The organism is Streptomyces sp. NPDC014656, assembly GCF_043084305.1.
Lineage (GTDB): Bacteria > Actinomycetota > Actinomycetes > Streptomycetales > Streptomycetaceae > Streptomyces.
On the sequence record NZ_JBIBZN010000006.1, the window covers coordinates 239,845 to 262,201 of the forward strand.

Consider the following 22,357-nt stretch of genomic DNA (forward strand, 5'->3'; position numbering starts at 1 on the left):
CCGATCGGCGACTGCGCCGGTGAGCCGATCGACGGATCGGTCGGTGGATGGGTCGGTGGATCGGTCGGTGGCAGCCATGTTCTCGGCCCCTTTCCAGGGTTCCGGCCCGTCCGTCTCCGGGCGCCTCGACCATGGAACGTATACCTGAACATCCCGTTGAACTTTTGCACGGAGAACACCGGCGTCCACGCCCTATAGTCTCAAACATGGCATATCTCCGACCGGCCGATCTCGCCCGGGAGCACGGGATCTCCCCGCAGGCCGTACGCAATTACGAGCGCGACGGCCTCCTCCCTCCGGCCGAGCGCACGGACAGCGGCCACCGCCGCTACACCGAGCGGCACGCGGCGGCGCTGCGGGCGTACCGGGCACTCGTCCCGGCGCACGGATACGCCGAGGGCGGGGCCATCATGCGGGCGGTCGTCGCGGGGCGGCTGGACGACGCGCTGGCCGCCGTCGACCGGAGCCATGCCGAACTCCTCAGGGACCGGGGCACCCTGGACGCGGTGGGCGAGGTCGTATCCCGCCTGGCGAAGCGCCCGGACGGCAGCGGGCGCGCGCCGGGGACCAACCGGCCCTTCACCGTCGGCGACGTGGCCCACCGCCTCGGCGTCAGCGTGGCGACCGTCCGGAAATGGGAGGCGGCGGGGGTACTGAACCCTCGGCGCGACCCCGGCACCGGACACCGCGCCTACGACGCCGACGACGTCCGCGACGCGGAACTGGCCCACTTCCTCCGGCGCGGCCGTCACCCCCTGGAGCTGATCGCCACCGTCGTCCGGCAGGTCCGGGCGGCCGGGGACACCCCGGCCCTGGAGGCGACCCTCGCCGACTGGCGCCGCCGCGTCACCGCCCGGGGCCTAGCGATGCTGACGGCGGCCTCCCTCCTATCCGACTACCTTTCCTCCGAAAAGAATTGACGCTCTATCAATTACAAGTCATGCGTCAGGCGCCTCTGACGGCCGCGGTCCTGGCATGCCGGCGTCAGCCCCGAACCTCACCGGGAGACGAACGCCGATCTGACCCCGCCCGCCCACGACCTGGTGCGCACACCGCACAGCACCACCCCGCGCAGGAACCGGGCCGACCGGAAGAGCCGACACCTCCACCAGGAGACCCGGTTCCTGCGCGGGATGGTCCACAGCGCGCACGAGCGTCTGGACGAACAGCAGGCTCGGTCCGGCAGCGGGAACACTCCGGCGCCGCCGACCGGCTCGTGTACCGCGCCGAGATCGACCGGTGGCCCTCGGACTTCGGCTCCCTGCGGGCGGAGCAGGACGAGCCCCCAGAAACACTCGCCCGGCTGACGACTGACGGCGGAGCCAACAAACGCCGAACGCCGAACGCCACGTCCACGACGCGCCTTCCGGCTCCTCGCGCAGTCCCTTGGAGACTCCTGCCAGATCAGCACGCTCAAGGGCTACGCACTCGCCCACCAGGAACACACTGAGTACCCCACCCCCTCCGCTACTACCAACGGCGAGGGCGCACGCAACGCCTGACGACCAGACGACGGCGAACCGCCGCCCAGCCCCGGCCAGACGTCAGCCCTGAAGGGCCACGCACTCCCCGATCAGCGGCTCCAGGCGCAACCGGGTCTCCTCCCGGTCGAACCCCTGGAGGGCGTCAAGGCAGACGACAGCCCAGCGGGCCTCGTCCTGATCCTCGTGCCGGTCCTCGGCCTCGTCCTCAATCCCGACCGCCACGGCGGTAGCAGGGGCGGCCCAGCGCCGGTTGGACGGCGCCGAGCGGAGGGCAGCGAACCGAGCAGCCCGTCGTCGGCCGGCCACCACTGCCCACCGCTTCGCGCTCTCCGTGGCCCGCGCGAAAACCACAGCTCCGACACCCGTCCCGGTCAGGCGTCCTTCTTCACCGGCTCCAGGATCGCGACGCACTCCACATGGTGGGTCATCGGGAACAGGTCGAAAGCCCGCAGTGTCCGGACCCGGTAGCCGCGCTCCGCGAAGTAGGAGATGTCGCGGGCGAGGGCGGCCGGGTCGCAGGCGACGTAGGCGATGCGGCGGGCGCCGAGGGAGGCGAGGTGGTGGACGGTCTGCTTGCCGGCGCCGGCGCGCGGGGGGTCGAGGACGATGAGGTCGACCTCGGTGATGCCGGTGCGGGGGAGGACGGACTCGACCTTGCCCTGTTCGACGCGGACGCGCGGGAAGGCGGCCAGGTTGTGGCGGGCGTCCTCGACGGCGCGCTTGCCGGACTCGATGCCGAGGACGGCGCCCGCCTCGCCGACGCGGTCGGCGAGGGCGCCGGCGAAGAGGCCGACGCCGCAGTAGAGGTCGAGGGCGGTGTCGCCCTTGCGCGGGAGGAGGCCCTGCATGACGGCCTTCATGAGGGTGTCGGCGGCCTTCGGGTGGACCTGCCAGAAGCCGCCGCTGCCGACGCGGTGGGTGCGCTCGTCGGCGCGCTCGCGGACGAAGGCGCGGCCGTGGACGCGGTGGACGCCGCCGTCCTTCTCGTCGACGCGCAAGACGGAGACCGGCTTGTCGAGCTCGACGAGCGGGAGGCGGGCGCCGGGGCGGGGGGTGAGGATGACCTGGCGGTCGTTCGAGCCGGAGGCGGCGATGGCCTCGACGGTGGCCATGCCCTCCCAGGTGCGGGATTCGACGCCCAGCTCGGAGACGCCCTGTGCGGCGATCATGCAGTGGTCGATGACCTCGACCTCGTGCGAGCGGTGCTTGCGCAGGCCCGCGCGGCCTTCGGTGTCGATGGCGTACTGGACGCGGGTGCGCCACTGCGGGACCTCGCCCGCCGGGAGCTTGTCGCCCTCCGCGGGGACGACGGTGCCGTCCCAGCCGGCCTCCTCCGGGGTGAGGCCAGCGAGCCGCTTGAGCTGCTCGGCGATCACCTCGCCCTTGAGGCGGCGCTGGGCGCCCGGCTTGGCGTGCTGCCAGTCGCAGCCGCCGCACTTGCCGGGGCCGGCGAAGGGGCACGGCGCCTCGATGCGGTCCTTGGACGCCTCCAGGATCTCGACGGCGTCGGCGCGCAGGAAGCGGCTGCTCTCGTCGCCCTCCGTGACGCGGGTACGGACGCGCTCGCCCGGCAGCGCGTGGCGGACGAAGAGGACGCGGCCCTCCTCCGTGCGGGCGATGCAGTGGCCGCCGTGGGCGACCGGGCCGACCTCGACCTCGTACTCCTCCCCGATCAGGGACTTCACAGGGGTGTTCTGCATGATCGGGGGCTCCAGTGACAGAAGGGAGGAAAAGAAAGGGGGCCGCTGTTCGCACAGCAGCCCACCAGTCTAGTTGCTCTTCGCGGTCGGTTCCTTCTTGGCCTTCTCGACGGGGCCGCGGCGGACCGAGCCCGGCGCGTTCCACTCCTGGCGCTTCCTCGCCCGCTTCTTCGCGGCCTCGGAGGACTGGAGCTGGTAGGGGACGGAGGTGACCATCACGCCGGGGGTGAAGAGGAGCCGGCCCTTGAGGCGGAGCGCGGACTGGTTGTGGAGCAGGTGCTCGTACCAGTGGCCGACGACGTACTCGGGGATGTACACCGAGACGGCGTCGCGCGGGCTCTCCTTGCGGAGGTTCTTCACGTACTCGATGACCGGCCGGGTGATCTCGCGGTACGGCGAGTCGAGGATCTTCAGCGGCACGTTGATGCCGCGCCGCTCCCACTCCTCCTTGAGCGCCCTGGTCTCCGCCGGGTCGACGTTGACGGTCAGCGCCTCCAGCTCGTGGGCGTGCAGCAGCTTGGCGTAGGCGAGGGCCCGGAGGGTGGGCTTGTGGAGCTTGGAGACGAGGACGACGGACCGGACCCGGGAGGGGCGGACGTACTCGTCGGGGCGCTCCTCGGCGGCGGCGATCTCCGCGGCGACGGAGTCGTAGTGGCGGCGGATCGCGGTCATCGTCACGTAGAAGATCACCATGCCGAGCAGGGCGACCCAGGCGCCGTGGGTGAACTTGGTGGCGAGGACGACGACGAGGACGAGGCCGGTGAAGAAGGCGCCGAAGGCGTTGATCGCGCGGGAGCGGATCATGTGGCGGCGCTTGGCGGGGTTCTTCTCGGTCCGCAGGTGGCGGTTCCAGTGCCGGACCATGCCGATCTGGCTGAGCGTGAAGGAGACGAAGACGCCCACGATGTACAGCTGGATGAGGCGGGTGGAGTCCGCGCCGTAGACCCAGACGAGGAGGGCGGCGGCGCCGGCGAGGAGCACGATGCCGTTGGAGAAGGCGAGCCGGTCGCCGCGGGTGTGCAGCTGGCGCGGCAGGTAGCGGTCCTGGGCGAGGATCGAGCCGAGGAGCGGGAAGCCGTTGTACGCCGTGTTGGCGGCCAGGAAGAGGACGAGCGCGGTGGCGGCGGCGAGCAGGACGAAGAAGAACGTTCCGTCGCCGAAGACGGCGGCCGCGACCTGGGAGATGACCGGGTCCTGGACGTAGCCCTCGCCGGCCGGGACGCCGTTCACCAGCAGGTCCTCGGCGGGCTTCTCGGCCATCCGGACGTCGGTGGCCTGGGCGAGGAAGATGATGCCGCAGAACATGGTGACGGCGAGGCCGCCCATGAGCGCGAGGGTGGTGGCGGCGTTCTTCGACTTCGGCTTGCGGAAGGCGGGGACGCCGTTGGAGATGGCCTCGACGCCGGTGAGGGCGGCACAGCCGGAGGAGAAGGCGCGCAGCAGCAGGAAGACCAGGGCGAAGCCCGCGAGTCCCGGGTGCTCCGGCTTGATCTCGAAGTCGGCGGTGGGGGCCTTCATGGTGTCGTCGAGGACGAGACCGCGCCAGGCTCCCCAGGCGATCATGCAGAAGACGCCGAAGACGAAGACGTACGTCGGGATGGCGAAGAGGCTGCCGGACTCCTTCACGCCCCGGAGGTTCATCAGGGTGAGGAGGACGATCACGCCGACGGCGCAGGCGACCTTGTGCTCGACGACGAAGGGGATGGCGGAGCCGAGGTTCTCGATGCCGGAGGAGATCGAGACGGCGACGGTGAGGACGTAGTCGACGAGCAGGGCGCTCGCGACGGTGAGTCCGGCCTTCGGCCCGAGGTTGGTGGTGGCGACCTCGTAGTCGCCACCACCGCTCGGGTACGCGTGGACGTTCTGGCGGTACGAGGCGACGACCGTGAACATCAGGACGACGACGGCCAGCGCGATCCACGGGCTGAAGTGGTAGGCCGACAGACCGGCGGCGGAGAGGACGAGGAGGACCTCGCCCGGTGCGTACGCCACCGAGGAGAGCGGGTCGGAGGCGAAGACGGGGAGGGCGATCCGCTTGGAGAGCAGGGTCTCCCCGAGCTTGTCGCTTCGCAGGGCCCTCCCGATCAGGATCCGTTTGGGCACGTCGGTCAGTTTGGACACAACAGAGGATCGTAAGCGTTCGAAAACAGCCATTCGCACCGCGACCCCCAATCCATACGGAATCTTTCCGGCTGCCCCTCGGATGCAGTCCGGTTCCGCGTTGCGGCTTAAGCTCGGACCGGGCAACCCGGCAGGGTGTTGTCCGCCACGGCCCGGGCCGATCGGGCGAGGAAAGTTGTGAGCAAGGTGTTTGCGCAGGTCAGCAAGGCGATCAGGAGTGCGGGGTAGCGGGGACGTGCACATCGTCATCATGGGCTGCGGGCGAGTGGGAGCCGCTCTCGCGCAGACCCTGGAGCAGCAGGGGCACACCGTCGCCGTCGTGGACCAGGACCCGACGGCTTTCCGCCGTCTGGGCTCCGGCTTCGGCGGCCGGCGGGTCACCGGCGTGGGCTTCGACCAGGACACGCTGCGTGAGGCGGGGATCGAGGAGGCCGGTGCCTTCGCCGCGGTGAGCAGCGGCGACAACTCCAACATCATCGCGGCCCGGGTGGCGCGCGAGATGTTCGGCATCGAGAACGTGGCGGCGCGGATCTACGACCCCCGGCGCGCCGAGGTCTACCAGCGCCTGGGCATCCCGACGGTGGCGACGGTCCGCTGGACCGCCGACCAGATGCTGCGCCGGCTGCTGCCCTCGGGCGCGGAGCCGCTGTGGAGCGACCCGAGCGGGGGCGTCCAGCTCGCCGAGGTGCACACCTCCCCGGCGTGGATCGGCCACAAGATCAGTCGGCTCCAGGACGAGACCGGCGTGCGGGTCGCCTTCCTCACCCGGCTGGGCGAGGCGGTCATCCCGAGTTCGCAGACGGTGCTCCAGGAAGGCGATCTGGTGCACGTGATGATGCGGACGGACGAGATCGCGAAGGTCGAGGCGGCCTTCGCGGAGGGCCCCGAGGAGGGCGGTCACTGATGCGTGTCGCGATTGCGGGCGCGGGCGCGGTGGGCCGTTCCATCGCGGGCGAGCTCCTGGAGAACGGCCACGAGATCCTGCTCATCGACAAGGCGCCGACCGCCATCTCGGTGGAGCGGGTGCCGCAGGCGGAGTGGCTGCTGGCCGACGCCTGTGAGATCACCTCGCTGGACGAGGCGGCGCTCCAGCGCTGCAACGTGGTCATCGCGGCCACCGGTGACGACAAGGTGAACCTGGTCGTCTCGCTGCTCGCGAAGACCGAGTACGGCGTGCCGCGGGTGGTCGCCCGGGTGAACAACCCGAAGAACGAGTGGCTGTTCAACGAGGCGTGGGGCGTGGACGTGGCCGTCTCCACCCCGCGTCTGATGTCGGCCCTGGTGGAGGAGGCGGTGAGCGTCGGCGACCTCGTGCGGCTGCTCCGCTTCAGCCACGGCGACGCCAACCTGGTGGAGCTGACGCTGCCGCCGGAGTCGGCGGTGGCCGGTACGCAGGTGGGCGAGGTCGCCTGGCCGCAGGACACCTCGCTGGTGACGATCATCCGCGGTTCGCGGGTGCTGACGCCGAGCCCCGAGGAGACCCTGGAGGCCGGCGACGAGCTGCTGTTCGTGGCGGCGCAGGCGCGGGAGGAGCAGCTGGAGGAGCTGCTCCAGGTCCGCCGGGAGCCCACGGAGTAGAAGCCGGTACCGCCCACGGAGCGATACGCACGCGGAGCGGTACGCACACGAGGCGGTACGCGCACGGGGCGGAGCCGCACAGAAGGCGGAGCCGCACGGTACGCGGAAGGGCCCGGGACCATCGCAGGTCCCGGGCCCTTCCGCGTACCTCCGCGCGCTCCTAGGAGGCGTCCGGTCCCCCGGCGGCGCGGGCCGCGGCGGCCTTGCGCTCCTCCTCGGCCTTCTCCTCGGCCTCCATCTCGGCGAAGACGTCGATCGGCGGCGGCGCCTTGGCGAGGAAGACCCAGGTGAGGTAGACGGCGAGCAGGAAGGGCGGGATCTTCAGCGCGACGAGGACCCAGCCGAGCTGGGTGGTGTCGGCCCACCAGTAGAGCGGGAAGAGGATCGCGCACTTGGCGAGGAGGATCAGGCCCCAGGCCCAGCTGGCCTTGGCGTAGGCCTTCTTCCGTCCCGGGTTCCGGGTCCGCCAGGAGAGGTTCTCCTTGAAGACCGGGCCGAGGATGAGGCCGATCAGCGGGACGCCGGCGAGCGTGGTGACGATGTACGCGAGGGCGAGGCCCAGGGTGTACAGCATGCCGGGGAGGTAGAAGTCCTTGGCGTTCCCGGTCATCATCGCGAAGACGACGCCGAAGGCGACGCCGAAGACGCCGCTGAAGGCGTGCTTGACGGTGTCGCGGCGGACGAGCCGGACGGCGACCAGGAGCAGGGAGACGCCGAGGGCGGCGATGGCCGAGCCCTGCAGGTTCTTGTTGATCGTGTAGATCGTGACGAAGAGCAGTCCGGGCAGGACCGTCTCGACCATGCCCCGGACGCCGCCGAACGCCTCGAAGAGCGCGGCCTCGGTCACCGCCTTGTCGGTCCGGGCGTCCTGGTCCGGGATCGGCGGTGCGGTGGTCGGCTTGTCGACGGACGTCACCGGCTACTCCTGTCCGAGCGGTCGGAGCTCGTATTTGGGGTTGAAGAGGACCCGCCGGCCGTGGCTCATGGAGATCCGGCCGGAGGCGATCAGCTTGCGGCCCGGCTCGATGCCCACGATGGAGCGCCGGCCCAGCCAGACGACGTCCAGCGGCGCGGTGCCGTCGAACAGCTCGGCCTCCAGGGCGGGGACACCGGCCCGGGGGCGCAGCGTGACCGTGCGCAAGGTACCAGTCACCTTGACGATCTGGCGGTCGGAACAGTCGGAGATCCGCGTGCAGCCCGAGGCCGCCGTGTCCTCCTGGAGCTCCTCCGACTCCAGGTCCTCCGGCGAGGAGGAGAGCCGGTCGAGCATCCGGCGGAACCGGCCTGCCGGCTTGTCGGTACGGGGTGCAGCACTCATACCCAAAAGCGTACCGGCCGCGGCGGACGCGGGAGGAGGCTCGTCTCAACGTTCGAAGCGGTAGCCCATCCCCGGCTCGGTGACGAAGTGGCGGGGGTGCGAGGGGTCGGCCTCCAGCTTGCGGCGCAGCTGCGCCATGTACACCCGCAGGTAGTTGGTCTCGGTGCCGTAGGAGGGTCCCCAGACCTCCTGGAGGAGCTGCTTCTGGCTGACCAGGCGGCCGCCGTTGCGGACCAGGACCTCCAGGAGGTGCCACTCGGTGGGGGTGAGCCTGACGTCCCGTCCGTCGCGGTGCACCTTCTTGGCGGCGAGGTCGACGGTGAAGTCCTCGGTCTCGACCACGACGGCCCCGTCCTCGGCGCCGCCGACGGGCTCGGCGCGGCGGACGGCGGCGCGCAGCCGGGCGAGGAGCTCGTCCATGCCGAAGGGCTTGGTGACGTAGTCGTCGGCGCCGGCGTCGAGCGCCTCGACCTTCTCGTCGGAGGTGTGCCGGGCGGAGAGGACGATGATCGGGATCCGGGTCCAGCCGCGCAGCCCCTTGATGACGTCGACGCCGTCGAGGTCCGGCAGGCCGAGGTCGAGGACGACGACGTCGGGGTGGCGCTCGGCGGCGAGCCTGAGGGCGGTGGCGCCGTCGGGGGCGGAGTCGACCTCGTACTTCCGCGCCTTGAGGTTGATCACCAGGGCGCGGACGATCTGCGGCTCGTCGTCGACCACGAGGACCCGGGTCATGTCGGGGGCCTTCCTTCTGCTGTACGGGGACGGGTGCGGGGTGCTGGTACGGGTGCGGGCCCCGGGCGCGGGGGCGGGCGCCGCCGTACGGAACGGGGTGCGGGCCCCGGCGCGGGGGCCGGGCTCGGGTCAGGTCACCGCGTGGGCCGGCAGGTCGGCCGGGGGCGCCGGGGGGCCTCCGGCGGCGGCGCGCAGGGTGAGGACCATGGTGAGCCCGCCGCCCGGGGTGTCCTCGGCGCTGATGGTGCCGCCCATGGCCTCCACGAAGCCGCGGGCGACCGCGAGGCCGAGGCCGACGCCGGAGCCGCGCGGGGCGTCGCCGAAGCGCTGGAACGGCTCGAAGATGCCGTCCTTGGAGTCCTCGGGGACGCCGGGGCCACGGTCCACCACCCGGAGCTCGACGCGGTCGCCCAGGGCGCTGGCGCCGACGGCGACGGGCACGCCGTCGGGACTGTACTTGACGGCGTTCTCGACGATGTTGGCGACGGCCCGTTCCAGGAGGCCCTTGTCGACCTCGACCATGGGCAGGGTCTCGGGGACGTCGGCCTCGGCGCTGCCGTCCGGCACTCCGCCGAGGGCCATGGGGACGACCTCGTCGAGGTCGACGGCGCGGATGAGCGGGGTGACCGTGCCGGTCTGGAGGCGGGACATGTCGAGGAGGTTGCCGACGAGGTGGTCGAGGCGGTCGGCGCCCGCCTCGATGCCCGCCAGGAGTTCGGCGCGGTCCTCCTCGGACCATTCGACGTCGTCGGAGCGGAGCGAGGAGACGGAGGCCTTGATGCCGGCGAGCGGGGTGCGCAGGTCGTGGCTGACGGCGGCCAGGAGGGAGGTGCGGATCTTGTTGCCCTCGGCGAGCTTGCGGGCCTCCTCGGCCTCGCCGACGAGGCGCTGCCGGTCGAGGACGACGGCGGCCTGAGCGGCGAAGGCGCCGAGCACCCGGCGGTCCTCGGCGGGCAGCACCCGTCCGCTCAGGGCGAGGGCCAGGTGGTCGCCGACGGGCATGTCCACGTCGGCGTCCTCGGGACGCGCCGCCGGATGGGGGCCGACGGCGGCGGCCCGGGTCCAGGGCTCGCCGCCGTCCGCCCGCTCCAGCAGGGCGGCGGACTCCATGGAGAAGGTCTCCCGGACCCGTTCCAGGAGGGCGTCGAGGCTGGTCTCGCCGCGCAGCACGCTGCCCGCGAGGTAGGAGAGCACCTCGGACTCGGCGCGCAGCCGGGCGGCCTGGTGGGTGCGGCGGGCGGCGAGGTCGACGACGGAGGCGACGGCCATGGCGACGCCGAAGAAGACCGCGATGGCCACGATGTTCATCGGGTCGGCGATGGTGATCCGGTGGATCGGCGGGGTGAAGAACCAGTTGAGCAGCAGCGAGCCGACGGCGGCCGAGGCGACCGCCGGCAGGAAGCCGCCGAGCAGCGCCGAGCCGACGGTGAGCGCCAGGAAGAGCAGCATGTCGTTGGCGAGCCCGAGGTCCGCGTCGGTGTGGGTGAGGACCAGGGCGAGCCCGATCGGGGCGGCGACGCCGACGAGCCAGCCGCCGATGAGCCGCGAGCGGCCGAGCCGGGCGCCGCGGGCGACCGGGAGGCCGCGGCCCTTGGCGACCTCGCCGTGGGTGACGATGTGGACGTCGAGGTCGGGGCCCGATTCGCGGGCGACGGTCTGGCCGACGCCGGGGCCGAGGACGTACTGCCAGGAGCGGCGGCGGCTGGAGCCGAGGACGATCTGGGTGGCGTTCACGCCCCGGGCGAAGTCCAGGAGGGCGTCCGGTATGTCGTCGCCGACGACGTGGTGGAAGGTGCCGCCGAGGTCCTCGACGAGGGTCCGCTGGACCGCCAGCTCCTTGGGCGAGGCCGAGGTGAGGCCGTCGCTGCGGGAGATGTAGACGGCCAGGACCTCGCCGCCGGCGCCCTTCTCGGCGAGCCGGGTGGCGCGCCGTATCAGGGTCCGGCCCTCGGGGCCGCCGGTGAGACCGACGACGATCCGCTCGCGGGCCTGCCAGGTGGAGCGGATGTTGTGCTCGCCGCGGTACTGGCGGAGGTACTCGTCGACCCGGTCGGCGGTCCACAGCAGGGCCAGCTCGCGCAGGGCGGTGAGGTTGCCGGGGCGGAAGTAGTTGGAGAGGGCCGCGTCGACCTTGTCGGGGGTGTAGACGTTGCCGTGGGCCATGCGGCGGCGGAGCGCCTCGGGCGACATGTCGACCAGTTCGATCTGGTCGGCCCGCCGGACGATCTCGTCGGGGACGGTCTCGCGCTGCCGGACGCCGGTGATCGCCTCGACGACGTCGCCGAGCGATTCGAGGTGCTGGATGTTGACGGTCGAGACGACGTCGATGCCGGCGGCGAGGAGTTCGGCCACGTCCTGCCAGCGCTTGGGGTTGCGGGAGCCGGGGACGTTGGTGTGGGCGAGTTCGTCGACGAGGGCGACGGCGGGACGGCGGGCGAGGACGGCGTCGACGTCCATCTCGGTGAAGACGCCGCCGCGGTACTCCAGCTCGCGGCGGGGCAGCTGCTCCAGGCCGTGCAGCAGGACCTCGGTGCGCGGCCGGCCGTGGTGCTCGACGAAGCCGACGGCGCAGTCGGTGCCGCGCTCGACCCTGCGGTGGGCCTCGGCGAGCATGGCGTAGGTCTTGCCGACGCCGGGTGCCGCGCCGAGGTAGATCCGAAGCTTGCCACGTCCCATGGACCGACCATACGTCCGGCCGATCGGACATTCCGCACCCGGAGGAACACCCCGGTGCGGTATTGACGTGATTCTGATGCGCGATCTCCGCGTCAGGGGGCGGCGCCGTGTCGAGAACGCGGATCCGGCTCCGACCCATGGGTGACGGCGGGCCGCGGGGCCCGTCGCGACACGCACGAGGAGCACTCCATGAAGTACATGCTGCTGATGCAGTCCGGCCCGCGGACCCTTGACGTCCCCTCGATCGCCGAGTGGGCGCCGGAGGACGTCCGGGCCCACGTCGACTTCATGATCACCACGAACGGGAAGCTGACGGCGTCGGGTGAGCTCGACCGGGCGGAGGGGCTGGCGGCGCCGGAGACGGCGCGGATCGTCCGGGCGGGTGCGGACGGCGCGCCGCCGGTGGTGACCGACGGCCCCTTCGCGGAGACCAAGGAGTTCCTGGCCGGCTGGTGGATCGTGGAGGTCGGGTCCGAGGAGCGGGCCCTGGAGATCGCCGCCGAGGTGTCGGCGGCGCCCGGCCCGCGCGGGGTGCCGCTGAACATGCCGATCGAGGTCCGCGGGATCCCCGCGGGCCCGCCGGAGGTCTGAGCCCGGCGGCCCGGCCTGGGACCGGCTCAGGCCTCGATCATCTCGCCGTCGCGCAGTTCGAGGACCCGGTCGGCCAGGCCGAGGAGCTGGTGGTCGTGGGTGGCGACGAGGGCGGTGCAGCCCTCGCTGCGGACCACGGCCCGGAGCAGCTCCATCACGGCGAGGCCGGTCTCGGCGTCGAGCTGGCCGGTCGGCTCGTCGGCGATGAGCAGGGCCGGCTTGTTGGCGAGGGCGCGGGCGATGGCGACGCGCTGCTGCTGGCCGCCGGAGAGCTCTCCGGGGCGCTGGGCGGCGTGGTCGGCGAGGCCGACGAGGGCGAGGAGCAGGGCGACCCGCTCCTCGCGCTCGTCGGGGTCCGCCTTGCGCAGCCGCAGCGGGACGCCGACGTTCTCGGCGGCGGAGAGGATGGGCAGCAGTCCGAAGGACTGGAAGATGAAGCCGATCCGGTCCCGGCGCAGCTCCAGGAGGCCCTCCTCGCCGAGCGTGGAGAGGTCGGTGCCGTCGATGACGATCCTGCCGCCGTCGGCGCTGTCGAGGCCTCCGACGAGGTTGAGCAGGGTGGTCTTGCCGGAGCCGGAGCGGCCCTTGAGGGCGACCAGCTCGCCGCGCGGGATGTCGAAGGAGACGCCCTTGAGGGCGTGGACGGCGGCCTCGCCCTCGCCGAAGGACCGGCGCAGGTCCTCCACCCGGATCATCGGGCCCCCGGCGGGGTCCTCGACGACGGCCGTCACGGACTGCGTGCTGTTCTCGCTCACCCTGCGCTCCCCCTCCTCGAACACGTGCGCTGGCCAGTATGGTCGGCCGCCGCCGCCGAGACCAGAGTCCGGCCCCCGGAGGAGACCCCGATCTTCGGACGGGCGGCCCCGGTCTCCGGACGGGTGTGGACCCGGTCTCCGGACGGGTGTGGAGCCGGTCTCCGGACGGGTGGAGCCGGTCTCCGGACGGGTGGAGCCCGTAGGGGCCCGCTCGGGGCCGCGTACGGGCCTTCCGGCCGCCGGCCACCGCGCGCCCGCAGAGAAGGCCGGCGGGGTCTCGCCGCGCGCCGGCGGAAGAAGACCGGTGGGTCTCGCCGCGCGTCCGCGGCAGAAGACCGGTGGGATCACCTCGCACCGGCGGAAAAGACCGACGGGACCACTTCGTCCCTGCGGAAAAAGGCCGGTGGAACCACCTCGCCCCTGCGGAAAAGACCGGCGGGACCGCCTCGCGCCCGTGGGAAAAGGCCGGTGGGCCGCCGTCCGTACGTCGTGCGTACGGACGGCGGCCCACCGGGCCGGGTGTCCCGAAGGGTTGCCCGGTGCGTCAGCGGATCTCGGAGATCTCCGGGCCGCGCTGGAGCTGGCCCATGCCGCCGGAGAAGCGGGACCCGGCCTGCTCCTCCTGCTGGACGCCGTCCGGCACCATCTGCGCGTCGTTCGGCAGCTTGAGGACGATCGGGTCGCGCGGGGCCATCGGGCCCTCGCCGCGGGCGACCACGGTGTCCCGGACGATCTGCTCCAGCAGACCGGCCGCCTCGGGCTGGACCGCGCCCTGGCCGGAGATGACACCGCGCAGGAACCAGCGCGGGCCGTCGACGCCGACGAAGCGCACGATCTGCACGCCGCGGTTGCCGTCGGGCAGCTGGACGGGGACCTGCGCGCGCAGCTCCCAGCCGAGGGGGCCCTCGACCTCGTCGATGGCGCCGCCCTGCTGGACGATGCCGGTGGCGATCTCCTCGCGGACCTCGCCCCAGATGCCCTCCTTCTTGGGCGCCGCGAACGCCTGGAGCTGCACGGCGCTGTCGCGCAGCACGATGGTCGCGGCGACGATCGCGTCCCCGGCCACCTCCACGCGGAGTTCCATGCCCTCGACACCGGGCACGTAGAGGCCGCCGAGGTCGACGCGGCCCTCTTCGGGCTTGGCGACCTCGGAGATGTCCCAGGGCCCGTCGGGCCTGGGCGCCGGCGGAAGGTTCACCTTGCGCGGCCGGTCGGCCGCGTCCGCGGCGTCCTCGCCGTCCACGGCGTCGACGACCTGCTCGGCCTCGCCCGCCGTGTCGGCGGCACCGCTCTTCTTGCGACGTCCGAACACGTCACTGTCCTTCCCGGTCGGATACGACCGAAGCGTATCGATTCCCACCCGTCGTGCCGTCCACGGCGGCATGACCGCCGGTGGACCCGAAGCCCCCTTCGGCCCGCGCCGAGCCGGGAAGCTCCGCCACCTCGTGGAAGCGCACCTTCTCGACCTGCTGGACGACCAGTTGGGCAATCCGGTCGAACCGTTCGAACCGGACGCTCTCGCGCGGGTCGAGATTGACCACGATCACCTTGATCTCTCCACGGTACCCGGCATCCACCGTCCCCGGGGCATTCACGAGCGCGACTCCGCAGCGGGCGGCCAGTCCCGAGCGGGGGTGGACGAAGGCGGCGTAGCCGTCGGGGAGGGCGATCGAGACCCCGGTGGGCAGCACGGCGCGCTCGCCGGGGGCCAGCACGGCGGCCTCGGTGGTGACGAGGTCGGCGCCGGCGTCGCCGGGGTGGCCGTAGGCCGGGATCGGCACGTCCGGGTCCACCCGGCGGATCAGCACGTCGACGGGAGGGCGCATCAGGGGTTCACCTCGAAGGCGCGGGCGCGCCGGACCTGGTCGGGATCGGACATGGCGGCCTGGATCTCCTCCGGCCTGCCGTTGTCGATGAAGTGCTCGACCTTGACCTCGACGAACATGGCGTCGGCACGGACGGCGACGGGGCCGTCGGGGCCGCCGATGCGGCCGGTGGCGGTCGAGTAGATCTTGCGGCCGTGGACCGCGGTGACCTCGGCCTGGAGGTGGAGGACGGTGCCGACCGGTACGGGCCGGCGGAAGTCGGTCTCCAGGCGGCCGGTCACGGCGATGACGCGGAGCAGCCAGTTCAGGGAGCCGAGGGTCTCGTCGAGCGCGGTGGCGAGGACGCCTCCGTGGGCGAGGCCGGGGGCGCCCTGGTGGTCGGCGGTCACGGTGAACTCGGCGGTGACGGTCACGCCGTCGCCCGCGCGGGCGTCCAGGTGGAGCCCGTGGGGCTGTCCGTCGCCGCACCCGAAGCAGTGGCCGTAGTGCGAGCCGAGCGGCTCGCCGGGGGCGGGCGCGTCGGGGTGGCGGGTGGGCGCCACGGCGTCGGCCGGGGGGGTGAGGGCGGCAGATGTTGCAGTCACAGGCGCAGACCTTACCCGCGCGGCCGGGCGCGGGTCTCGCCGTGCCAAGCTTGGACGCATGCAGCCTTCCGCACCGTCCTCGCCCTCCGGAGTCCCCGCCCCCGGGTCGTCCGCGTCGCCCTCCGCGTCCCCGGCTGCGCCGGGTTTCGACGAGCGGCTGACCGTGCCCGGTTCGTGGTGGTTGATCGTCGGACTGCTGGCGGTCTCCGGCGGGCTGGTCACCCTCCCGCTGGGGACGGTGCCGATGCTGGGCGGTCTGATCGTGGCGGGAGTGGCGGCCGGTGTGGCGGTGTCCTCGTACGGCTCGGCCCGGATCCGCGTGGTGGCCGGTTCGCTGGTGGCGGGCGACGCCCGGGTGCCGGTGTCGGCGCTCGGCGCGGTCGAGGTACTGGACGAGGAGGAGGCGCGCGCCTGGCGCATGCACAAGGCGGATCCGCGCGCCTTCATGCTGATGCGCAGCTACGTGCCGCGGGCGGTGCGGATCGTGGTCACGGACCCGGCGGACCCGACGCCGTACCTGTACCTGTCGAGCCGTGACCCGGAGGGCCTGGCTGCCGCCGTGGAGGCGGTACGGGGCGAGGGCTGAGCCCCCGGGGGCCGCGAGGTCCGTCCCGGAGCCGCTCCGGCGGCCCGGGGCGGTCTAGAAGCCGAGCTCCTTGGGGTTCTCAGGCTGCTCCAGCGGGGGGAGCTCCACGAGCCTGTCCCAGGGGACCTGGCGGGCTCTGAGGTCCTTGCGGATGTGTCCGGCGAGCTTCTTGGTGTCGCGCCGGTTCATGACCGCGCCGACGGCCGCGCCCACCATGAACGGGGTGAGGTTCGGCAGGTTGCGCACCATGCGCTTCATGATCTGCTGGCGCAGTTCGCGCTTGAGCTGCCCGCCGAGGGCCGCGTTGACCGTCGTGGGCTTGGTGGGGTCGATGCCCCGCTCCTCGGCCCAGGAGGTCAGGTAGGCGGCCGAGCGCTGGGGCAGGGTGCCGGGCGGCCGCAGGCCGTAGACCTCGTGGAGTTCGGCGATGAGCTTGAGCTCGATCGCGGCGACGCCGGTGATCTCCGCGGCCAGTTCGGCCGGCATGGCCGGCGGGACGGGGAGCATGGCGGCGGCGCCGATGCCCGCGCCGACGGTCGAGCTCGCGTTGGCCGCGCCGAAGACCAGCTTGTCGGCCAGCTCCTCGGGGCCGAGCCCGGGGAACTGTTTGCGCAGGGTCGCGAGGTCGCGGACGGGGACGCGCGGGGCCAGGTCGATCAGGCGGTCGGCGAGATAGCCGATGCCCGCCTTGGCTCCGTCGCCGCTCCGCTTCACGCCCTGCTTGACGCCTTCCACGCTGCGGCGGACGGCGTCGATGCGCGAGGCGTCGATCCTGATGCGGTCGAGCTGCGCGCGGGCCGGGTTGGCCAGCCGCCTGACGGCGTCCAGCCTGCCGTGACGGCCGTCGTCACGGCCCTCGGGCGCCTCGGGGTCCGAGGAGCCTTCGGGGTCCCGCTCCGCGGGGAGCGGTGCCTCGCCCCGCCCCGGGACGACGGCAGCTTCGAGCGAGGCCGTGGGGCCTCGCTCGTCGTCCGCCACGCCGAGGGAGGGCAGGGGGGCGGCCTGCTCGGCGTCGGGAGCCTCCTGGGCACCCTCCGTCGGGCCTGTGCCGCCCTTGTACGTCCGGGGCTTCACGGGAAGCCTCAGACGCCGCTTCCGGGACGGTGTGTCGCCTGCCACGGCCGCGCCTGACTCAGTCGCAGTCGCGGCAGATCGGCTGGCCGTTCTTCTCGCGCGCCAGCTGGCTGCGGTGGTGCACGAGGAAGCAGCTCATGCAGGTGAACTCGTCGGCCTGCTTGGGCAGGACCCGGACGGCGAGCTCTTCGTTCGAGAGATCGGCGCCCGGGAGTTCCAGGCCCTCGGCGGCCTCGAACTCATCGACGTCGACGGTCGAGGTCGACTTGTCGTTCCGACGAGCCTTGAGCTCCTCGAGGCTGTCCGAGTCGACGTCGTCGTCGGTCTTGCGTGGGGTGTCGTAATCCGTTGCCATGTCGCTCTCCCCCTCTGGGTGGTTGCGGTGTCTCAGCGCACGTAACGCGTGAGAGGTCGGACTTGTGCCCGACCTGAGGCGCAGATTTTGCCTCACATCAAGGTCTGTTACTCAATCGACACCCGTCCCGGGCACTTCGCGAGTGATCGGGTACGAGTGGCGAAGCGGACCGTACACGGTCCTCGGGGCGTTCGTGTGGAGCGCCACCCCGTGTACTTTCCGCCGGTCCACGCCCGGGAAACCCGGACTTTTCCGGGTTTTCCCCCGGAATTCCCGGTCACGGAGCGCGATCCTTCGGGTACACACGCTTGTGATCGATCACACACGGCCGTCTCAGGGCGGGAGTCCCGGAATTCCGCTCAAAGCGAACAGATCGGGCTTCGTCCCTGCAGTCTGTCAGATCGGCAGAGTGACACGCATCACCAGACCGCCGCCCTCACGGGGCTCCGCGCTGATGCGTCCGCCGTGCGCCCGGGCCACCGAGCGCGCGATCGACAGGCCGAGGCCGACGCCCTTGTCGCTGCCGGTGCGCTCCTGGCGGAGTCTGCGGAACGGCTCGAAGAGGTTGTCGATCTCGTACGCGGGGACCACGGGGCCCGTGTTGGACACCGTGAGCACCGCCTGGCCTCGCTGGACCTCGGTGGCGACCTCGACCCAGCCCCCGTCCGGGACGTTGTACCGCACGGCGTTCTGGAGCAGGTTCAGGGCGATCCGCTCCAGCAGCACGCCGTTGCCCTGGACGACGACCGGGGAGCGCTCGCCGCGGATCTCCACGCCCTTCGTCGCGGCCTCGCCGTGCACCTGGTCGACGGCCCGCTCGGCGACCTCGGCGAGGTCGACGGGTTTGCGCTCGACGATCTGGTTGTCGCTGCGGGCGAGCAGCAGCAGGCCCTCGACCAGCTGCTCGCTGCGCTCGTTGGTGGCCAGCAGCGTCTTGCCGAGCTGCTGGAGCTCCACCGGCGCCCCGGGGTCGGAGAGGTGGACCTCCAGGAGCGTGCGGTTGATCGCCAGCGGGGTGCGCAGCTCGTGCGAGGCGTTGGCGACGAAGCGCTGCTGGGCGGTGAAGGCGCGCTCCAGCCGTTCCAGCATCTCGTCGAAGGTGTCCGCCAGCTCCTTCAGCTCGTCGTCCGGGCCGTCCAGCTCGATCCGGCGGGCGAGGTCGGAGCCGGCCACCTGGCGGGCGGTCCGGGTGATCCGGCCGAGCGGCGAGAGCACCCGGCCGGCCATGGCGTAGCCGAAGGCGAAGGCGATGATGCTCAGCCCGAGCAGGGCGAAGAGCGAGCGGCGCAGGAGGTCCTCCAGCGCCCGGTCCGACTGCTGGTGCAGGCAGACGGAGACGGCTTCGTTGAACTGCTCGCCGGTGCCCTTGTCGGGCAGCACGCACCACGAGGTGGTGGGCTGGATCTCGCCCCTGACGATCCGGAACGGCAGCTGGGCCGCGCTGTCGCCGAGGGCCTGCGCGGTGAAGAGGTAGATGATCGACAGCAGCAGGATGCCGGCGATCAGGAACATGCCGCCGTAGAGCAGCGTGAGCCGTATCCGGATGGTCGGCCGGAGCAGCGGCCTGACCGGGTCCCGGGGGTCCCAGGTGGGCTTCGGTGGCGCCTGCGGGTGCGGCGCCGGGGTCGCGGCCACCGGGTCAGATCCGGTAGCCGGAGCCGGGGACGGTGACGATGACGGGCGGCTCGCCCAGCTTGCGGCGCAGGGTCATGACGGTGACCCGGACGACGTTGGTGAACGGGTCGGTGTTCTCGTCCCAGGCCTTCTCCAGGAGCTGTTCCGCCGAGACGACGGCGCCTTCGGAGCGCATCAGCACCTCCAGGACGGCGAACTCCTTGGGGGCCAGCTGGACCTCCCGGCCGTCCCGGAAGACCTCGCGGCGGTTGGGGTCGAGCTTGATCCCGGCGCGCTCCAGGACGGGCGGCAGCGGCACGGAGGTGCGGCGGCCGAGGGCGCGCACGCGCGCGGTGAGCTCGGTGAAGGCGAAGGGCTTGGGGAGGTAGTCGTCGGCGCCCAGCTCCAGGCCCTCGACCCGGTCGCTGACGTCGCCGGAGGCGGTGAGCATCAGGATGCGGGTGGGCATCCCGAGCTCGACGATCTTGCGGCAGACGTCGTCGCCGTGGACCAGGGGGAGGTCGCGGTCGAGGACGACGACGTCGTAGTCGTTGACCCCGACGCGCTCCAGGGCGGCGGCGCCGTCGTACACGACGTCGACGGCCATGGCCTCCCGGCGCAGTCCGGTGGCCACCGCATCGGCGAGCAGCTGCTCGTCCTCGACGACGAGTACGCGCACGTCGTTCTTCCTTCCCTCGGGGCTCCGGTCCGGGTGGACCGGTGGGCGATTCTGAGCACTGACTGTGCGTGTCCATCCTGCCCCGTACGCGCGTAAACCGGCTGTAAGACGGCGGTGCGCGGGCTTCCTCCGGAGCGTCCCGCGGCCTCCGGCGGGGCGGCGCGGAAGGCCACGCGGAAGGTCACGCGAAAGGCCGTGTGGAAGCCCGCGCGGAAGCCGGGGGGAAGCCGCGTGGGAGCCCGCCCGGAAGGCGGCACGAAGAATTCACCTGATTCGGGAGTCAGTTGAGGTTTCCGTGCGAGGAGGGTTGGGGAGGAGGTTTCCACACCCCGCGATCACGCCCTGTCTGTGGCACGCCCACGGCTCTTCCGTCCCCCGGGAGCGACACAGAGCGTGATCCATCCATCCTCGGCACACCCCCGTGCCGCCGGACCCACGAGGAGGGGCGCATGGACGCGTTCACCGCAGGACTGCTGCACCGCATCAGGACCACGCAGTCGGACCTCACGCGGGCCCGCGAGACCGGCGACGAGTACCTCGCGGAGGTCGAGCAGGCCGAGCTGGAGGACCTGCACCGACTGGCCGCGGAGCACGGCGTGGAGGTCGCGACGGTCTGCGCGCAGAGCGCCTGAGCGGCGGCACTCCCCCGGGAGTGCCGCGGCGGTGCCCCGGAACCGTCCCGGTTCCGGGGCACCGCCGTGTCGGGGGCCGGTCTCAGTCGTGCCAGGCGCCCAGCCGGTCGAGCAGGTCCTGGAGGGGTTCGAAAAGCCCCTCGGGGGCCGCTACGGCCAGTTCGCCGGACTCGGGCTCTCCGGGACGCCCGCCGGTGCGCGCGCCCGCCTCGCGGGCGATCAGGGCCCCCGCGGCGTGGTCCCAGGGGTTGAGCCCGCGCTCGTAGTACGCGTCGAGCCGGCCGGCCGCCACGTCGCAGAGGTCGATGGCGGCCGAGCCGCCGCGCCGGATGTCGCGGACCAGCGGCAGGACCTCGCGGACGACCTCGGCCTGGCGGGCACGGCGCTCCTGGACGTAGCCGAAGCCGGTGCCGAGCAGGGCCTGGTCGAAGGGGGGCGCGGTGCGGACCGCGAGCCGGCGCTCGCCCAGGTACGCGCCGCGGCCGAGGACGGCGTGGCAGGTCTCACCGCGCAGCGGGGCCTCGACGACGCCGACGACGGTCTCGCCGTCCAGTTCGGCGGCGATGGAGACCGCCCAGGACGGCAGGCCGTAGAGGTAGTTCACGGTGCCGTCGAGGGGGTCGATGACCCAGCGGACGCCGCTGGTGCCGGGGGAGGCCGCGCCCTCCTCCCCGAGGAGGCCGTCCTGAGGGCGGTGCTCGGAGAGGAAGCCGGTGATCAGCTTCTCGGCGGCGATGTCCATCTCGGTGACGACGTCGATGGCGCTGGTCTTGGTGGCGGCGACGGCCAGGTCGTCGGGCCGGCCGTCGCGCAGCAGGGCGCCGGCCCGGCGCGCGGCCTCCAGGGCCAGGGCGAGCAGTTCGTCGAGCAGGGGTGCGGGGGCGGGGGTCACGGCGTGGCTCCTCAGGCGTAGGGGCTGTCGGCGCCGGCGGCGGCGGGGCGTTCGGTGCGGGCCGGGCAGCAGCCGATCGGGCAGAGGTCATGGGAGGGGCCGAGGGCGCCCAGCGCGCACCGCTCCGGGCGCGTGCCGCGCTCGGCGGCGGCCCGTTCCAGGAGCAGCTCGCGGACGGCGGCGGCGAAGCGGGGGTCGGCGCCGACGGTGGCGGAGCGGCGGACGGGGAGGCCGAGCTCGGCGGCCTTGGCGGTGGCCTCGGTGTCGAGGTCGTACAGGACCTCCATGTGGTCGGAGACGAAACCGATCGGCACCATGACGGCGGCGGGGGCCCCGGCGGCGTGCAGCTCCTCCAGGTGGTCGCAGATGTCCGGTTCCAGCCACGGGATGTGCGGGGCGCCGCTGCGGGACTGGTAGACGAGCTTCCAGGGGTGGTCGGTGCCGGTCCGCTCGCGCACCGCGTCGGCGACGGTCCGGGCGGTGTCGAGGTGCTGGCGCACGTAGGCGCCGCCGTCGCCGTGGTCGGCGAGGGGGCCCGAGGAGTCGGCGGCGGAGTCCGGGATGGAGTGGGTGGTGAAGGCGAGGTGGGCGCCGGCCCGGAGGGGTTCGTCGAGCTCGGCGAGCGAGGCGAGGACGCCCTCGACCACGGGCTCCACGAAGCCGGGGTGGTTGAAGTAGTGGCGGAGCTTGTCGACCCGGGGCAGCGGCAGGCCCTCGGCCTCCAGGGCGGCGAGCGCGTCGGCCAGGTTCTCGCGGTACTGGCGGCAGCCCGAGTAGGAGGCGTAGGCGCTGGTGGTGAGGACGGCGATGTGGCGGCGTCCGTCGCGGACCATCTCGCGCAGGGTGTCGGTGAGGTAGGGCGCCCAGTTCCGGTTGCCCCAGTAGACCGGCAGACGCAGGCCGGCCGCCTCGAAGTCGGCCCGCAGCGCGTCGAGCAGCGCGCGGTTCTGGCCGTTGATCGGGCTGACGCCGCCGAAGAGGAAGTAGTGCTGCCCCACCTCCTTGAGGCGCTCCTTGGGGATGCCTCGGCCGCGCGTCACGTTCTCCAGGAACGGGACGACGTCGTCCGGGCCCTCGGGGCCGCCGAAGGAGAGCAGCAGCAGGGCGTCGTACGGGGCGGGATCGTGCTGATCGGACATGGCACCGATCCTGCCACCCGG

23 protein-coding genes are annotated in these 22,357 nt (G+C 72.5%); 6 read left to right on the forward strand and 17 right to left on the reverse strand.

What is annotated here, in order from left to right; translation table 11 throughout:
* The first annotated feature begins 206 nt into the window (after positions 1-206).
* Positions 207-920 (forward strand): TioE family transcriptional regulator, encoded by a 714-nt coding sequence (locus tag ACF1ED_RS16915; RefSeq protein ID WP_391761092.1) that lies wholly within the window; start codon positions 207-209, stop codon positions 918-920.
* 624 nt (positions 921-1,544) lie between these two features.
* Here ACF1ED_RS16915 and ACF1ED_RS16920 read toward each other — a convergent pair.
* The 3 genes from ACF1ED_RS16920 to ACF1ED_RS16930 form a co-directional block, all read right to left on the reverse strand.
* The gene (locus ACF1ED_RS16920) at positions 1,545-1,706 is read right to left on the reverse strand and encodes a hypothetical protein (protein ID WP_391761094.1); all 162 of its coding nucleotides are present in this window, start codon (positions 1,704-1,706) and stop codon (positions 1,545-1,547) included.
* A gap of 149 nt (positions 1,707-1,855) precedes the next feature.
* The gene (locus ACF1ED_RS16925) at positions 1,856-3,184 is read right to left on the reverse strand and encodes a class I SAM-dependent RNA methyltransferase (RefSeq protein WP_391761096.1); all 1,329 of its coding nucleotides are present in this window, start codon (positions 3,182-3,184) and stop codon (positions 1,856-1,858) included.
* Positions 3,185-3,253: 69 nt separating this feature from the next.
* Positions 3,254-5,305 (reverse strand): APC family permease, encoded by a 2,052-nt coding sequence (locus tag ACF1ED_RS16930; protein ID WP_391761098.1) that lies wholly within the window; start codon positions 5,303-5,305, stop codon positions 3,254-3,256.
* A 235-nt stretch (positions 5,306-5,540) separates the two neighbouring features.
* Between ACF1ED_RS16930 and ACF1ED_RS16935 the strand changes: the two genes are divergently transcribed.
* Together ACF1ED_RS16935 and ACF1ED_RS16940 are read left to right on the forward strand one after the other, a co-directional pair.
* Positions 5,541-6,209 (forward strand): TrkA family potassium uptake protein, encoded by a 669-nt coding sequence (locus ACF1ED_RS16935; RefSeq protein ID WP_189852669.1) that lies wholly within the window; start codon positions 5,541-5,543, stop codon positions 6,207-6,209.
* A complete protein-coding gene (locus ACF1ED_RS16940; protein ID WP_391761100.1) occupies positions 6,209-6,883 on the forward strand; it encodes a potassium channel family protein in 675 nt (224 codons plus the stop codon). The genes ACF1ED_RS16935 and ACF1ED_RS16940 overlap by 1 nt, the downstream gene beginning before the upstream one ends.
* A 160-nt stretch (positions 6,884-7,043) precedes the next feature.
* Here the strand turns inward: ACF1ED_RS16940 and ACF1ED_RS16945 are convergent, their stop codons facing one another.
* The 4 genes from ACF1ED_RS16945 to ACF1ED_RS16960 form a co-directional block, all read right to left on the reverse strand.
* Positions 7,044-7,799 carry a DUF3159 domain-containing protein gene (locus tag ACF1ED_RS16945; RefSeq protein WP_391761102.1) on the reverse strand — a complete coding sequence of 252 codons (756 nt, stop codon included), beginning with the start codon at positions 7,797-7,799 and terminating at the stop codon, positions 7,044-7,046.
* A 3-nt stretch (positions 7,800-7,802) separates the two neighbouring features.
* Complete coding sequence (locus ACF1ED_RS16950) at positions 7,803-8,201, reverse strand: OB-fold nucleic acid binding domain-containing protein (protein WP_078868359.1); 399 nt, start codon at positions 8,199-8,201, stop codon at positions 7,803-7,805.
* Positions 8,202-8,246: 45 nt separating this feature from the next.
* A complete protein-coding gene (locus ACF1ED_RS16955; protein ID WP_391761104.1) occupies positions 8,247-8,933 on the reverse strand; it encodes a response regulator in 687 nt (228 codons plus the stop codon).
* 129 nt (positions 8,934-9,062) lie between these two features.
* Positions 9,063-11,609 (reverse strand): ATP-binding protein, encoded by a 2,547-nt coding sequence (locus ACF1ED_RS16960; RefSeq protein ID WP_391761106.1) that lies wholly within the window; start codon positions 11,607-11,609, stop codon positions 9,063-9,065.
* A gap of 189 nt (positions 11,610-11,798) precedes the next feature.
* Here ACF1ED_RS16960 and ACF1ED_RS16965 point away from each other — a divergent pair, with 189 nt between their 5' ends.
* Complete coding sequence (locus tag ACF1ED_RS16965; RefSeq protein ID WP_391761108.1) at positions 11,799-12,200, forward strand: YciI family protein; 402 nt, start codon at positions 11,799-11,801, stop codon at positions 12,198-12,200.
* Positions 12,201-12,226: 26 nt separating this feature from the next.
* Here ACF1ED_RS16965 and ACF1ED_RS16970 read toward each other — a convergent pair whose 3' ends face one another.
* The 4 genes from ACF1ED_RS16970 to ACF1ED_RS16985 all read right to left on the reverse strand — a co-directional run bounded on the left by ACF1ED_RS16970 (position 12,227) and on the right by ACF1ED_RS16985 (position 15,365).
* Positions 12,227-12,895, reverse strand: a complete 669-nt coding sequence (locus ACF1ED_RS16970) for an ABC transporter ATP-binding protein (RefSeq protein WP_391761337.1) — start codon at positions 12,893-12,895, stop codon at positions 12,227-12,229.
* Positions 12,896-13,499: 604 nt separating this feature from the next.
* The gene (locus ACF1ED_RS16975) at positions 13,500-14,267 is read right to left on the reverse strand and encodes a DUF3710 domain-containing protein (RefSeq protein WP_391761110.1); all 768 of its coding nucleotides are present in this window, start codon (positions 14,265-14,267) and stop codon (positions 13,500-13,502) included.
* A 1-nt stretch (position 14,268) separates the two neighbouring features.
* The gene (gene dut, locus ACF1ED_RS16980) at positions 14,269-14,781 is read right to left on the reverse strand and encodes a dUTP diphosphatase (RefSeq protein WP_043230240.1); all 513 of its coding nucleotides are present in this window, start codon (positions 14,779-14,781) and stop codon (positions 14,269-14,271) included.
* Positions 14,781-15,365 (reverse strand): PaaI family thioesterase, encoded by a 585-nt coding sequence (locus tag ACF1ED_RS16985; protein WP_391761113.1) that lies wholly within the window; start codon positions 15,363-15,365, stop codon positions 14,781-14,783. The genes dut and ACF1ED_RS16985 overlap by 1 nt, the downstream gene beginning before the upstream one ends.
* Before the next feature lie 58 nt (positions 15,366-15,423).
* Here ACF1ED_RS16985 and ACF1ED_RS16990 point away from each other — a divergent pair, with 58 nt between their 5' ends.
* Positions 15,424-15,951, forward strand: coding sequence for a DUF3093 domain-containing protein (locus tag ACF1ED_RS16990; RefSeq protein ID WP_391761115.1), 528 nt, complete (start codon positions 15,424-15,426; stop codon positions 15,949-15,951).
* Between the two features lie 54 nt (positions 15,952-16,005).
* Here ACF1ED_RS16990 and ACF1ED_RS16995 read toward each other — a convergent pair whose 3' ends face one another.
* The 4 genes from ACF1ED_RS16995 to ACF1ED_RS17010 form a co-directional block, all read right to left on the reverse strand.
* A complete protein-coding gene (locus ACF1ED_RS16995) occupies positions 16,006-17,070 on the reverse strand; it encodes a hypothetical protein (RefSeq protein WP_391761117.1) in 1,065 nt (354 codons plus the stop codon).
* Positions 17,071-17,083: 13 nt separating this feature from the next.
* Positions 17,084-17,380 carry a DUF4193 domain-containing protein gene (locus ACF1ED_RS17000; RefSeq protein ID WP_003955561.1) on the reverse strand — a complete coding sequence of 99 codons (297 nt, stop codon included), beginning with the start codon at positions 17,378-17,380 and terminating at the stop codon, positions 17,084-17,086.
* 396 nt (positions 17,381-17,776) lie between these two features.
* Complete coding sequence (locus tag ACF1ED_RS17005) at positions 17,777-19,015, reverse strand: sensor histidine kinase (RefSeq protein WP_391761119.1); 1,239 nt, start codon at positions 19,013-19,015, stop codon at positions 17,777-17,779.
* A 4-nt stretch (positions 19,016-19,019) separates the two neighbouring features.
* Entirely contained in the window at positions 19,020-19,673 is a 654-nt protein-coding gene (locus tag ACF1ED_RS17010; protein WP_030496297.1) for a response regulator transcription factor, read from the reverse strand.
* A gap of 449 nt (positions 19,674-20,122) precedes the next feature.
* Between ACF1ED_RS17010 and ACF1ED_RS17015 the strand changes: the two genes are divergently transcribed.
* Positions 20,123-20,305 (forward strand): hypothetical protein, encoded by a 183-nt coding sequence (locus ACF1ED_RS17015; protein ID WP_043230249.1) that lies wholly within the window; start codon positions 20,123-20,125, stop codon positions 20,303-20,305.
* Positions 20,306-20,387: 82 nt separating this feature from the next.
* On the opposite strand, the gene ACF1ED_RS17020 is transcribed toward ACF1ED_RS17015, so the two are convergent.
* Positions 20,388-21,197 (reverse strand): inositol monophosphatase family protein, encoded by an 810-nt coding sequence (locus ACF1ED_RS17020; protein WP_391761122.1) that lies wholly within the window; start codon positions 21,195-21,197, stop codon positions 20,388-20,390.
* 11 nt (positions 21,198-21,208) lie between these two features.
* Entirely contained in the window at positions 21,209-22,336 is a 1,128-nt protein-coding gene (locus ACF1ED_RS17025) for a ferrochelatase (RefSeq protein ID WP_391761124.1), read from the reverse strand.
* Positions 22,337-22,357: the final 21 nt, after the last annotated feature.